16 protein-coding genes are annotated in these 12979 nt (G+C 53.7%); all 16 read left to right on the top strand.

Features of this window, described 5'->3' with window-relative positions:
* Positions 1 to 223 precede the first annotated feature (223 nt).
* The 16 genes from MKY12_RS19340 (at position 224) to trpE (ending at position 12934) form a co-directional block, all read left to right on the top strand.
* Positions 224 to 496: an HU family DNA-binding protein gene (locus MKY12_RS19340; RefSeq protein WP_019909963.1), complete on the top strand. Its 273-nt coding sequence runs from the start codon at positions 224 to 226 to the stop codon at positions 494 to 496.
* A gap of 104 nt (positions 497 to 600) precedes the next feature.
* Positions 601 to 849, top strand: a complete 249-nt coding sequence (gene mtrB, locus MKY12_RS19335) for a trp RNA-binding attenuation protein MtrB (RefSeq protein WP_051478165.1) — start codon at positions 601 to 603, stop codon at positions 847 to 849.
* A gap of 107 nt (positions 850 to 956) precedes the next feature.
* Positions 957 to 1496: a hypothetical protein gene (locus tag MKY12_RS19330; RefSeq protein WP_339310387.1), complete on the top strand. Its 540-nt coding sequence runs from the start codon at positions 957 to 959 to the stop codon at positions 1494 to 1496.
* A gap of 114 nt (positions 1497 to 1610) precedes the next feature.
* On the top strand, positions 1611 to 2480 hold the full coding sequence (locus MKY12_RS19325) for a heptaprenyl diphosphate synthase component 1 (protein WP_339310385.1): 870 nt from the start codon (positions 1611 to 1613) through the stop codon (positions 2478 to 2480).
* A 3-nt stretch (positions 2481 to 2483) separates the two neighbouring features.
* A complete protein-coding gene (locus MKY12_RS19320) occupies positions 2484 to 3236 on the top strand; it encodes a demethylmenaquinone methyltransferase (RefSeq protein ID WP_339310383.1) in 753 nt (250 codons plus the stop codon).
* Positions 3229 to 4104 (top strand): UbiA-like polyprenyltransferase, encoded by an 876-nt coding sequence (locus MKY12_RS19315; protein WP_036727311.1) that lies wholly within the window; start codon positions 3229 to 3231, stop codon positions 4102 to 4104. The genes MKY12_RS19320 and MKY12_RS19315 overlap by 8 nt, the downstream gene beginning before the upstream one ends.
* The gene (locus MKY12_RS19310; RefSeq protein WP_036727309.1) at positions 4101 to 4709 is read left to right on the top strand and encodes a flavin prenyltransferase UbiX; all 609 of its coding nucleotides are present in this window, start codon (positions 4101 to 4103) and stop codon (positions 4707 to 4709) included. Before MKY12_RS19315 ends, MKY12_RS19310 begins: the two co-directional genes overlap by 4 nt.
* Positions 4706 to 5566: a menaquinone biosynthesis protein gene (locus tag MKY12_RS19305; protein WP_209870000.1), complete on the top strand. Its 861-nt coding sequence runs from the start codon at positions 4706 to 4708 to the stop codon at positions 5564 to 5566. Before MKY12_RS19310 ends, MKY12_RS19305 begins: the two co-directional genes overlap by 4 nt.
* Positions 5563 to 6531, top strand: coding sequence for a polyprenyl synthetase family protein (locus tag MKY12_RS19300; protein WP_076079176.1), 969 nt, complete (start codon positions 5563 to 5565; stop codon positions 6529 to 6531). The genes MKY12_RS19305 and MKY12_RS19300 overlap by 4 nt, the downstream gene beginning before the upstream one ends.
* A gap of 111 nt (positions 6532 to 6642) precedes the next feature.
* Positions 6643 to 7086, top strand: a complete 444-nt coding sequence (gene ndk, locus MKY12_RS19295; protein ID WP_036727303.1) for a nucleoside-diphosphate kinase — start codon at positions 6643 to 6645, stop codon at positions 7084 to 7086.
* Between the two features lie 28 nt (positions 7087 to 7114).
* Complete coding sequence (locus MKY12_RS19290; RefSeq protein ID WP_036727302.1) at positions 7115 to 7918, top strand: protein-glutamate O-methyltransferase CheR; 804 nt, start codon at positions 7115 to 7117, stop codon at positions 7916 to 7918.
* A 108-nt stretch (positions 7919 to 8026) separates the two neighbouring features.
* Entirely contained in the window at positions 8027 to 8203 is a 177-nt protein-coding gene (locus tag MKY12_RS19285; RefSeq protein WP_179090429.1) for a hypothetical protein, read from the top strand.
* Positions 8204 to 8386: 183 nt separating this feature from the next.
* A complete protein-coding gene (aroC, locus tag MKY12_RS19280) occupies positions 8387 to 9556 on the top strand; it encodes a chorismate synthase (protein WP_339310382.1) in 1170 nt (389 codons plus the stop codon).
* Position 9557: 1 nt separating this feature from the next.
* Positions 9558 to 10661 (top strand): 3-dehydroquinate synthase, encoded by a 1104-nt coding sequence (gene aroB, locus MKY12_RS19275; protein ID WP_339310380.1) that lies wholly within the window; start codon positions 9558 to 9560, stop codon positions 10659 to 10661.
* Complete coding sequence (aroH, locus tag MKY12_RS19270; protein WP_076079179.1) at positions 10655 to 11026, top strand: chorismate mutase; 372 nt, start codon at positions 10655 to 10657, stop codon at positions 11024 to 11026. Before aroB ends, aroH begins: the two co-directional genes overlap by 7 nt.
* Positions 11027 to 11380: 354 nt before the next feature.
* Positions 11381 to 12934 (top strand): anthranilate synthase component I, encoded by a 1554-nt coding sequence (trpE, locus tag MKY12_RS19265; protein WP_339310378.1) that lies wholly within the window; start codon positions 11381 to 11383, stop codon positions 12932 to 12934.
* Positions 12935 to 12979: the final 45 nt, after the last annotated feature.

Below are 12979 nucleotides of genomic sequence, written 5' to 3'. Positions count from 1 at the left end.
ATAGACTGCGCAATTGCAGCGGAATGAAGGGAAACCTGCTACTTTCTGCTCCTTTTTTGAGGAACGCCTTGATATTATGGTTGGGCTGTATTACTATAAGTTTGTTGCGCTTCTAGAAGAGAGGCGCCAGTTTCTAGCATTAAACGGGATTATCACGTATATTTTACGTTGAAACGGAAAGAGTGTATGATACCGGAACTTTTAACCAGGGAGGTGAGAAGACATGAATAAATCAGATTTGATCAACGTAGTTACAGAAGCAACTGAACTTCCCAAAAAAGACGCTACGAAAGCGGTAGATGCTGTTTTTGAAGCTATCACAGGTGCACTGCAAAGCGGCGATAAGGTTCAGCTGGTTGGCTTCGGAAACTTTGAAGTGCGCGAACGTTCCGCACGTAAAGGCCGCAACCCGCAGACTGGTGAAGAAATCGAAATTCCTTCAAGCAAAGTACCGGCTTTCAAACCCGGTAAAGCGCTGAAAGACGGAATCAAATAAAGATTTCTACATATCTGCCCCATAGTCCTTGAATACCAACGATGCCGCCTTCCAGGGCGGCATTTGTTTTTGAGAGAGGCTCATAAACTTTGAGGAGGATTACAATGACTGAGAAGAAGAATGAAGTGAATCCTGCACCGTCCGGCAGCGACTATATCGTAGTCAAGGCCAAGGAGAACGGTGTTCAGGTCATCGGGCTGACCAGAGGGCTGGACACACGGTTTCACCATACGGAGAAGCTGGACAAAGGCGAGGTGCTCATTGCCCAATTCACCGATCACACCTCAGCAATGAAAATCCGCGGCAAGGCTGAAATTTGGAGCAAACACGGACAATTAGAGAGTGAAAGCTGAAAAGCAGGCATAGCCTGCTTTTTTTCAAAATATAACTAGATATGGGGCGCTCTGCGGTGCCGTATAATCCTGCATAGCAGCGGAAACTATGAGTAGGGAGGCATGTTATGAACCGGAGCTGGCTGATCGGAACGGCGTTGCTGCTTAGTGCAGCTACTACCCTGCTGCTGCCGCAACTGGCCGGCAACGTTATAACTGCCCAGAGTAACTATAGCGCAGTACAGACAATAGGTCCGGATGGCCTGGTACTGGAGAATGACAATCTGGTAGATGCGCTCAGTGAGATTCCCTTCAGTCTGATAATTGACAAGGCAGGCTGGGAGAACGGGGTATTGTCTATGGATCTCAAGGTGAACGGTGATGCCCACGAACCGCAGGAGCTGTACCGCAACATGGCTCTGGCCATCGGGTTCGCGATTCAGGAGACTTCGAACGTAGACCAGCTGCTGCTGCGTGTGGTGGCAGAGGATAGGTGGCTGGATACCCGCCGCCTGCTTCTTGCCGGTGATATCCGCCGCAGCGAGTGGAGCCCCCTGCTGCAGGAGGCGCTGGAGAACGCAGGAAATTCGCCTCTTCCCGATTCGCTGAAGAACGGCTTCCGTATTAGCGAAAGCGAGCTGTGGAAAAAGCAGTTCATTTATCCCTGAACCGGGTAATTGAAACTAGAAGGCTTCACCCGTGCGTGACAAAAAAACATGTGATATAATAGACAAGATTGTGAACAATGAGTTTGACAAACGTCAATGGCTTCGGAGGCTAAAATGAAACCGTACCGCATACCGCAACTGGCTAAACCCTACACCGACTACGATATGATTCAGCGGCATACGGAACTGCCGCCGTTCTCAGACGGGCGGGGTCATTTGTTATATATTTTTCTCGGCAGGGGCCGGGGGGCAGACTTCCAGCAGGCAGAGCTGTTCACCCTGGTGACCGGACTCGTCCAGCTTGGACTGGATACCCATGAGAGCATTGACCGGAATCATGAAGAGCCCGGCGGCGATATGATGCGCACCCGCCAGCTGAAGGTTCTGGCCGGTGATTATTTCAGCAGCTGGTTCTACCATCTGCTCGCGAGACACGGTCAGGTTGAAATGGTTGGCACACTCAGCGCGGCTATCGCTGATTTCAATGTGATGAAGGCCAATCTTTACGGCAAGATGAGCGGAACGCTTGTCCCGGCCGAACAATACTTGAAGCACACGGTACAGCTCAATATGCGGCTGTTTCTTTCTTTTACACCGATGATTGAAGAGTCCCTTAGAGATATCTGGCAGAAGCTGCTCGCCGAATTCAGCCAGTGTGAGACAGCAGCCCTGGAATTGCGCCGGGGGACAGCTCCGGCAAGTGCGCTGGAAGGCTATGCTTACTGGAAGGTGATGGAGTCGGCGACTGAAGAGGAGCGCCAGCAGCTTAAGGGGCAGACTCTGGACCCCAAGGATTGGCAGAAGCTGAAGCTGAGATGCAAATGCGATACGCTGCTGACGGACAAGCTGCATAGCTCGCTCGCGTCCATTCAGTCGTTATTGCAGGGGATCAGGGACGAGGATCTGGCGGGTCAGCTTAGAGCTGCACTGGACCGCCTGCTTCTGCAAATGAAAATTTCCGGACAAGCTGCCGTGGAGGGTTAGAGAATGACAGTAGATAAAGTTACCGTAACAGGTGGGCAAGGCGACAAGCCGAAGGAGCAATTTGTCCATTCGGTATTTGAGAGCATTGCCGGCAAGTATGATCTGATGAATGATATTCTGAGCTTCCGGCGTCATAAGGCCTGGCGGAAGTTCACCATGCGCAAGATGGGCATGAAGCGCGGGGACTCGGCAGTAGACCTGTGCTGCGGTACCTGTGATTGGAGCATTGCCCTCGCTGATGCGAGCGAGACCGGAAATGTCATGGGACTGGACTTCAGCGCAGGCATGCTGGAGGTGGGACGGCGTAAGGTGGAAGCGCGCGGACTGCAGGACCGCATCTCCCTGATTCAGGGGAATGCGATGGAGCTGCCGTTCGGTGATAATTCCTTCGATTACGCCACGATTGGCTTTGGACTTCGTAATGTGCCTGATCCCGTACAGGTGCTGAGTGAGATGAAGCGCGTGGTGAAGCCCGGCGGTATGGTGGTCTGCCTGGAGCTGTCGAAGCCAATGAAGCAGCCGTTCAAAGGTATTTATTATTTTTATTTCCAGCGTGTGCTTCCGCTGCTCGGCAGGCTGTTCGCCAAGCGGTATGAGCAATATAAATGGCTTCCTGAATCACTGGCACTCTTCCCGGACAGGAAGCAATTAGAGGAGATCTTCCGGGATACCGGACTTACAAAAGTGGAATCGTTCCCCTTGAACGGTGGCATCGCGGCGTTACATCTTGGACTCAAGGAGAACTGTAATGTTTAAGAAAATCGGTATTTTTCTACAAATGATTAAATTCGAACACACGGTTTTTGCTTTGCCTTTTGCCTTTATGGGAGCCTTGCTGGGTTCAGTAGTTATGTTTGGGGAACTGCCCTCCTGGAGCCAGATCGGATGGGTGGTTGTTGCTATGTTCGGCGCACGCAGCGCGGCTATGGGGCTTAACCGGCTGATCGACCGGATCAGTGATGCGAAGAATCCGCGGACAGCGGGCAGAGCCATTCCGGCAGGATTACTGAAGGTTGGAGAGGTAACGCTGTTCATCGCGTTCTCGTTCTTTTTGCTGTTCTGGGCAGCCTTCAAGCTCAATCCGCTGTCAGCTAAGCTGCTGCCGATTGCTGTTTTTCTGCTGGTCCTCTATTCCTTTACCAAACGCTTCACCTGGGCCTGTCACCTGATTCTCGGGCTCACCATTGCCCTTGCGCCTCTCGGCGGCTGGGTTGCGGTTACAGGAACAGTGGACTTGACTGCTATGATCTTCTATTTCACGATCGTATTCTGGACAGCAGGCTTTGATATCATCTACTCCTGCCAGGATGTGGACTTCGACCGCAAGGAAGGACTGTATTCGATTCCGGTGCGCTTCGGGGTGGCCCGTGCGCTGGGGATTGCCAAGGTCTTTCATCTGCTGACAGCCCTGGGCTTCATCTCTCTCTTGTTCATCACGGAACTGAGCTGGTGGTATGTAGCCGGCATGGTGATTGCTTATATTATTCTGTTCTATGAGCACTACATTGTGTCTCCGGGTGATCTAAGCAAGCTGCAGACCGCCTTCTTCACCATGAACGGTGTACTTAGCATTGTGGTCTTTTCCTTTACTCTGATTGACCTGGTGGTGCAGTTCTACAAATGACCGAACTTAAGCCTAAGAACTTCGTGGTTGGCATTACCGGTGCGAGCGGGGCGATCTACGGCATCCGGCTGACAGAGACCCTGCTGTCCCTCGGTTATACAGTACATCTGGTTGTCAGTAATGCAGGCTGGCGTGTCTTCAAGGAGGAGCTGGGTTATGCCGTAACTGACCGGGAAGGACTGCTGAATGAGCAGTTCGGCAGCTATCCCGGTTCTCTTCTGTATCACCCGGTACAGGATATAGGCGCTTCGATTGCCAGTGGCTCCTTCCGGACAGAGGGGATGATTATTATGCCCTGCTCGATGGGAACACTGTCTGCTGTAGCACATGGCAGCTCGGACAATCTGATGACGCGGGCAGCGGATGTCATGCTGAAGGAGGGCCGTCCGCTCGTTCTGGTGCCCCGGGAGACACCGCTGCATGCGATTCACCTGGAGAATATGCTGAAGCTGTCGCGGATGGGCGTCAAGCTGATTCCGGCAATGCCGGCGTTCTATTACGGCCCTGCCACGATGGATGATCTGGTCAATTTCATGGTGGGCAAGGTGCTCGACAGCTTCGGGATTGAGCATACTTTATTTCGCAGATGGGGGGATGAAGGGTGACAGACCTGGAACACACCGTCATCGGCAAAATCAGCTATACCAATTCATGGCCGGTCTATCATTATTTCGATCCCTCTTCTTTAAGCTTTCCTGCTGAAATGGTGAGTGAGGTGCCTGCTGTGCTTAACCGGGGCATGGCAGCAGGAGATATTCATGTTGGGGCTTTATCCTCCTTTGCTTATGCAGCGGCCAGTGACCGGCTGCTGCTGCTGCCCGGTCTGTCCGTCAGCGCGGACGGTCCGGTGAGGTCAATATTTCTTTTCTCCAAAAAGCCGTTACAGCAGCTTGGCAGCGGAACGATAGCCGTGACGAATACTTCGGCTACCTCGGTCAATCTGCTGAAGATCCTGATGCACAAGGCTTTAGGCACTAGTCCGGAGTACATTAGCAGCGATCCCGATCTGAACACTATGATGCAGCAGGCGGATGCCGGGCTCCTGATCGGAGACCATGCCATCCGCGCCTCCTGGCAGGATCAGGGCTATGAAGTGACGGATCTGGGCGAGCTGTGGAAGGAATGGACGGGCCACAGTATGACCTTTGCTGTGTGGGCGGTCAACCGCAGGGCTGCAGCCCTGAATCCTGAAGCCATTGCCGAGATTGCTGAAGCCTTCGAGCGGAGCAAGAGACGCGGCCTGAATGAGCTGGGACCGGTAATTCACGAAGCCTGCTGCACGATCGGGGGCACGGCCTCCTATTGGAGAGATTACTTCCGTAATTTATGTTATGACTTTGGGGAAAGGCAGCAGGAAGGTCTGAACCTCTATTTCCGCTATGCCTATGAAATGGGCCTGCTGCCGCAGGAAGTGAAGATGGAGCTTTGGAGCCACAATCTGCTGACACGGGTGAAAGAATGAAGCGACTGCAAATATTCGGCTTGCTGAACAAAGATATGGATCAGATTGAGAAAGAGCTGTACCGCAGTGTCCAGGGGGATGATGACCTGCTGAGCGAGACCTCGCTGCATCTGCTGAGAGCCGGGGGCAAGCGGCTCCGGCCGGTATTCGTTCTGATGGGCGGCAAATTCGGGACCTATGATCTCGATAAGCTGAAGCGCGTCGCGATTCCGCTGGAGCTGATTCACAGCGCCTCACTGGTCCACGATGATGTCATTGACGATGCGGAGCTCCGGCGGGGAGAGCCTACCGTCAAGGCGAAATGGGGCGACAAGATCGCCATGTACACCGGCGACTATATTTATGCCAAGGCACTCGTGATGACTTCAGGGCTGAAAAATCCCCTGATTCATCAGATTCTCTCCAAAGCCATGGTAGAGATGTCCATCGGAGAGATGGAGCAGATCCGCGACTTCTTCAACAGCGGACAGAGCGTGCGCCATTATCTGCGGAGAATCCGCCGTAAGACAGCGCTGCTGATTGCCGTCAGCTGTCAGCTTGGCGCTCTGGCTGCAGATGCGGAGCCGGGAACTGCCAGGCTCCTCTATAATTACGGATATAACGTTGGGATGGCGTTTCAAATCCGTGATGATCTGCTCGATCTCTCCGGAACGGAGAAGCAAATTGGCAAGCCGCCCGGAAGCGATATGCGGCAGGGGAATATCACTCTGCCTGTCATCTACAGTCTGCAGGATGAGCGGCTCCGCGGCCGCCTGCTGGAAGAGCTTGAAGCGATTCGTGAAGGGAACAGAGGGGTCGGACGGGCTATTGATCTGATTCTCTCCGGCGACGGGATTTCCCGTGCGGAGGAGCTGGCTTCCCGCTATATCGCCAAGGCGTTGGATGCGCTGGAGCAGCTGCCAAGCAACCGGACCAAGCGCAATTTACGCGATATCGCCTTTTTCGTAACAGGCCGGGCTTATTGAAAATATAAGAAATTATCTGCAAATTTACGTTCACAGATGCCGGGGTTTCTGATAATATCAGACCATAAACAGCCCATTCATTTAGAATAAGGGAAATTGGAGAGTGACTCTATGGAACAAACGTATCTGATGATCAAACCCGATGGTGTACAGCGCGGACTAATCGGACGCATCGTCGCCCGCCTGGAAGACAAGGGATTCAAGCTGGTCGCTGCCAAGCTGATTACCGTTACTGAGGAGCAGGCCAAGAAGCATTATGCGGAGCATGACGGCAAGGATTTTTTCCCGGAGCTGGTAAGCTTCATTACCTCCGGCCCTGTGTTCGCTATGGTGTGGGAAGGCGATGATGTCATCGCATTATCCCGTCTCCTGATCGGCAAAACCAAAGTCGGTGAGGCCCTGCCAGGCACCATCCGCGGGGATTATGCCAGCCATACTCCGCTTAATCTGATCCACGGATCGGATTCTCCGGACAGTGCAGCACGTGAGATCGCCAATTTCTTCGCTCCGGATGAGCTGGCACAGTATCATAAAGACATCGCGGCCTGGATGTAAGCATCCAGGCAGGAGACAGGAGATTATTATGGCTGAACGTGAAGAATCCTCATTAACCCCGGACCCTGATTACACCGGATTTATTCATAATATCAAACAAAGCACAGGTATTGACCTTGCGCAGTATAAGGAAGCACAGATGAAGCGGCGGCTGACGACGCTCCGTATGAAGAACGGCTACAATACCTTTAACGAGTTCTATGCGGCAATGATGAAGGACAAGGCTCTGTTCTATGAGTTCCTGGACCGCATGACCATCAATGTCTCCGAATTCTGGCGGAATCCGAACCGCTGGGAAGTGCTGAGGGATGTGATTCTGCCGGATCTTCAGCGCTCCGGCCGCAGACTGAAGCTATGGAGTGCCGCCTGTTCAACGGGAGAAGAGCCTTATACGCTGGCGATGATTCTCTCGGACAAGAATATTCTGGCCCAGACCGGCATTCTGGCTACAGATATTGATGACGGGGCGCTGGCCAAAGCGAAGCAGGGGATCTATCTGGAGCGCTCCTTGAAGGATGTGCCCAAAGATGTGGCAGACCGGTATTTTACACCGGAAGGCCCTGTCTTCAAGGTCAGTGAAGGACTGAAGAAGAATATCGATTTCCGCAAGCAGAATCTGCTGCTGGATAAATTCGACGAAGGCTTCGATCTGATTATCTGCCGCAATGTCATGATCTACTTCACCGAAGAAGCCAAGAATAAGCTGTATCACAAATTCTCGGCCAGTCTGCGGCCCGGGGGCTATCTGTTCGTGGGCAGCACGGAGCAGATCTTCACACCGGCGCAGTATGGCTTCGAGTCGACCGAAACCTTCTTTTACCGCAAGAAATAGCCGTAGTCTGGTGGAGTCTCCCTTGGTGCAGGGTATACTTTAGGCGCTTTTCAGTGATACTGGGAAGTAGGAAGAAACCTAACGCCAAGTGAAAGGTCGTTAACCCAGATGGACAAAAGCAAGGTCATCACCGCCTACCGGCGGGGGTTCCTCACCGTCCGCGAATGCGGGCAGATTCTCGGCATCGAGGAGCTGCAGCTCCAGAGCCTGCTTACTGCGGAAGAGGGCAGAACCGGCGGCCGCCTTCCCGCACCAGGCAGCGACAGTCTGGAGACAGGCTCCTGAACGGGGGAGCACAGCAGCGCCGCTTCTACTCGAAAGAGCAGGAGCGGCGCTTGTTTTGTTCTGATGGAAGCGGCGGGCCCGTCTATTGCTTTCTTGTCAAAGCGGAGAGCCTATACTATAATAAGCAAAGACATTTAACATTTTAGCGGTTTACAGTCCAAAAGTGTGAAGGGGGAACGCAGCATGAGTTTGCGCTATTTAACAGCGGGGGAGACGCACGGCCCCCAGCTTACAGCCATTATTGAGGGATTGCCCAGTAATTTGACACTTGACTTTGAAGAGCTTAATTTCCAGCTGCACCGGAGACAGAAGGGCTACGGCCGCGGACGCCGGATGCAGATTGAGAAGGATACTGCCCAGATTGCCGGCGGTGTACGCCACGGCTATACTACCGGAGCTCCTGTAGCGCTGATAGTCGAGAACAAGGACTGGACACACTGGAAGAACATTATGAACATTGAGCCGATTCCGGGCAGTGATGAAGAGAAGCGCCGGGTGAACCGTCCGCGTCCCGGTCATGCGGACCTGAACGGCGGACTTAAGTATAACCATACCGATCTGCGTAACGTGCTGGAGCGCTCCAGCGCCCGTGAGACGGCAGCAAGAGTAGCTGTAGGCGCGGTTGCCCGTCAGCTGCTTGCAGCCTTCGGAGTGAAGATTGCCGGACAAGTCATCCGGATCGGAGAGATTGAAGCCCCTGCTAACGATCTGCCTATCGATGAGCTGATTGCCCGGACTGAAGAATCCTCTGTGCGGGTAGTGGACAAGGAGACGGAGCAGAAGATGGAGGCTTACATAGACAAGATCAAGGAAGAAGGCGACTCCATCGGCGGGATTGTGGAATGTATTGTCGAAGGTCTGCCTATTGGCCTTGGCAGTTATGTACAGTCCGACCGCAAGCTGGATGGTGCCATCGCCGGAGCCGTGATGTCGATCAATGCCTTCAAGGGCGTGGAGATCGGGATCGGCTTCGAAGCCGGGAAGCTGCGCGGCTCACAGGTCCATGACGAGATTATGTATGAAGCCTCACAGGGTTACTTCCGCGCGAGCAACCGGCTGGGCGGGTTCGAAGGCGGAATGACTAATGGAATGCCGGTGGTCGTCAGAGGGGTAATGAAGCCGATCCCGACGTTGTACAAACCGCTGCAGAGTGTGGATATCGACACGAAGGAGCCGTTCACAGCCCAGGTGGAGCGCTCAGACGCCTGTGCCGTTCCGGCAGCTTGTGTCGTACTGGAGAGTGTAGTAGCCTGGGAGATTGCCAAGGCGTTCCTGGATAAATTCGGCGGTGACTCTCTGGAAGAGATCCGCGCGAACTACAATAATTACCTGGCTCAGCTGGAGAGCTACTAAGATGCGCAGCATTACTGTTGACTTAGGGGAACGTTCTTATCCGATTTATATCGGCAGCGGTCTGCTGCAGAGTATCGGCGAACGCTGCACCGAAGCCGGATTCGCACAGCGCAGCCCGCTGCTGGTGGTCAGTGATACCGAAGTAGCGCCGCGTTATCTGGAGCAGGTGGAGACTTCCCTCCGCAGCAGCGGATATACGGTGGTCAGCCATGTCATTCAGGCGGGTGAAGCTTCGAAGTCACTAGCCGTCTATGAAGAAGTCATTACCACAGCGATTCAAGGCGGTCTGGACCGCAGCTCAGCCGTGCTGGCGCTTGGGGGGGGAGTCGTTGGCGATCTGGCCGGCTTCGTTGCTGCATCTTATATGCGGGGAATCGGGTTCATGCAGATTCCAACGACCATACTCGCCCATGACAGCAGTGTAGGCGGCAAGGTGGCCGTTAACCATCCGCTGGCCAAGAATATGCTGGGCGCCTTTTATCAGCCATCTATGGTGTTATATGATCTGGACACCTTAGCTACGCTTCCACCCCGGCAGGTCGCTTCAGGCCTGGCTGAGGTGGTCAAGCACGGGCTGATTCTGGACCGTGAGTTCGCTTACTGGTGCCAGGGGCATGCGGACGAGTTGCTGGCACTGGACCCGGAGGCGCTGGGATATGCGCTGGAACGCGGCTGTGCCATCAAGGCGGAGGTCATCGGCGGTGATGAACGCGAGCACGGACAGCGTGCGATTCTGAATCTGGGGCATACCATCGGACATGCCATTGAAGCTGTCGGCGGCTATGGCACCTTCCTGCATGGAGAGGCGATTGCGATCGGGATGGCCGGATCTGCTCTGCTCGCAGCGAAGCTGGGCCGGGACAGACAGATCTACGAGGACACAGTGTCCATGCTCACCGCCTTGTCGCTGCCCACCCGGCTTCCTTCGCAATACAGCGGGGAAGAACTGATGGAAGCGATGATGCATGACAAGAAATTCAAGGAAGGCCGAATGACTTTTATCGTGCCGGAGGCCATTGGTGAAGTAAGTATCATCAGTGATGTGCAGGCAAGCGATGTCTCAGAAGTCATAGCCCAGCTTAAGAAGGAGGGGAGCCCATGGTGAACCGGGGCATACGCGGTGCAACGACCGTAACCCAGAATGAAGAGACGGAAATTTTACGTGAAACGGTGATCCTGCTGAGGGAAATTGTGGAGCGCAATGATGTGATCGCAGAGGATATCTGCAGTGTGTGGATTACGATGACTGCTGATCTGGATGCAACCTTCCCGGCACGGGCGATCCGTGAGATTGAAGGCTGGGAGATGGTTCCGCTGATGTGTTCCGTGGAGATCCCTGTGAAGGGCAGCCTGCCGAATTGCATCCGCCTGATGGTGCAGGTGAACACCGACAAATCCCAGCGCGATATCCGTCATGTGTATCTGAATGAAGCCCAGCGGCTTCGCCCGGATCTCTCACAGAGCAAGTAATAAATTATAGCCCGCGGGGTTGTCAATGACTACCGTCATCATGTATAGTGAAGTTAGCCGAGTAAAGCAGAGTTTAGAATGAGTTGAGTAGAGTATAGTTGAGCTGAGTGTAGGACCTATTTCAGAGCAGACCCTTGATTGTCAGTGTTCTTTTTTGGTATACCTGTATAGCCGTAACTTATGATGAGTTGCATCTGCGCTGTCCCTGTATCCATGGAGGAATCTCTAGCATTCGATTGGGTTCATGCCGGTCCGAGGCGCTAATTCACATACTGACTATCAACAAACCTCTACTCCGGTAGAGGTTTTTCTGTATTTCGGACAATATCCGTTATCCCCTAGGAGGTTACCCAAGTGACGAATCCGAGCATTGAAGAAGTGGTGTCGCTGTCGCGCGAATACAATCTGATCCCGGTCGTAACAAGATTGCTGGCTGATATGGAAACGCCGATCCGGCTGTTCCAGCGGTTTGCAGAGCAGGATCGCGCATTTTTGCTGGAGAGTGTAGAGGGCGGCATTCAATGGGCGCGTTATTCTTTTATCGGCAGTGATCCGTTCCTGATGATCTCCGGCAAAAAGGGGAAGATCCAGGTGGAGGTCGGCGGCGAGAAAAAACAGCTGTCCGGCAAACCTGTCGAGGAGCTGAAAGCGCTGCTCCGTTCCTACCGCAGTCCCAAGCTGGAAGGTATGCCGCCGTTTACGGGCGGAGCCATCGGATTCTTCGGCTATGATCTGCTGCAGTATTATGAGAAGCTGTCCGCACATGCGGTAGATGACCTGAATATGGATGACATCCGCTTTATGTTCTGTGACCGCATTATCGTCTTCGATCATGTGAAGCAGCAGATCCTGCTGGTGGGTAATCTTCATATCAAGGATGGAGATACGGATTCGGATATCCGGGCGGGCTACGAGGAACTGAGCAATCGCTTAGTGAGTCTGGCAGAGGAGCTGCAAAAGGAAGGCCCGAAGGAGAACGTCAACCGCCGCAGCATTCCGCAGGATATCGAGCTGGGTGAGATTCACTCGAATCTCACCAAGGAACAGTATATAAGTAACGTAGAGCAGGCCAAAGAATACATCCGTGCCGGAGATATCTTCCAGGTGGTGCTGTCACAGCGGATGCATATCGAGACCGAGGTCTCTCCGCTGCATGTGTACCGGATGCTGCGCATCCTGAACCCATCCCCTTATATGTATTATCTCAAAATGGATGAGGAGATCATCGTCGGCACCTCGCCGGAAGCGCTGGTCAAGGTGGACGGCGGACGGGTGGAGACCCGGCCGATTGCCGGAACCCGGCCGCGCGGAGCGAGCGCGGCAGAGGATCATCAGCTCGCCGCAGAGCTGATGGAGGACGAGAAGGAACGTGCGGAGCATCTGATGCTGGTCGACCTGGGCCGCAATGATCTCGGCCGGGTCTCGAAATTCGGCAGCGTGAAATGCAATACATTTATGGAGATCGAGAAGTACTCGCATGTCATGCATCTGGTCTCGAATGTGACCGGAACGCTGGCAGAGGATAAGGATTTCTTCGATGCCTTCCTCTCCTGCCTTCCGGCAGGTACGGTATCAGGAGCGCCGAAGCTGCGGGCGATGGAGATTATTGCCGAGCTGGAGCGGGAAGCCCGCGGGGCTTATGCCGGAGCGATCGGATATCTCGGCTTCTCCGGGAATATGGATTCCTGCATCACGATCCGTACGATTATCTTCCGCAAAGGCCGCGCTTATGTGCAGGCTGGAGCAGGAATCGTCTGGGATTCTGTGCCGGAGAAGGAATATGAGGAGACAGTGAACAAGGCCAAGGGAATGCTGAAAGCAATCCGAATGGCGGAAGCGATGTTCCCCGCTGAAACGAAGGAGAAGCAGGTCATTAACCAGGATTATATGTATGAATATACCCCGTGAACCGGGAATTAGCAGAGACGAGATCAGAAGAGCAGAGAATGCTCC

Source organism: Paenibacillus sp. FSL M7-0896, assembly GCF_037975415.1.
In the GTDB taxonomy this organism is placed as follows: Bacteria; Bacillota; Bacilli; order Paenibacillales; family Paenibacillaceae; genus Paenibacillus_AQ; species Paenibacillus_AQ silagei.
This window is presented reverse-complemented; position numbering and strand designations above follow the sequence as displayed.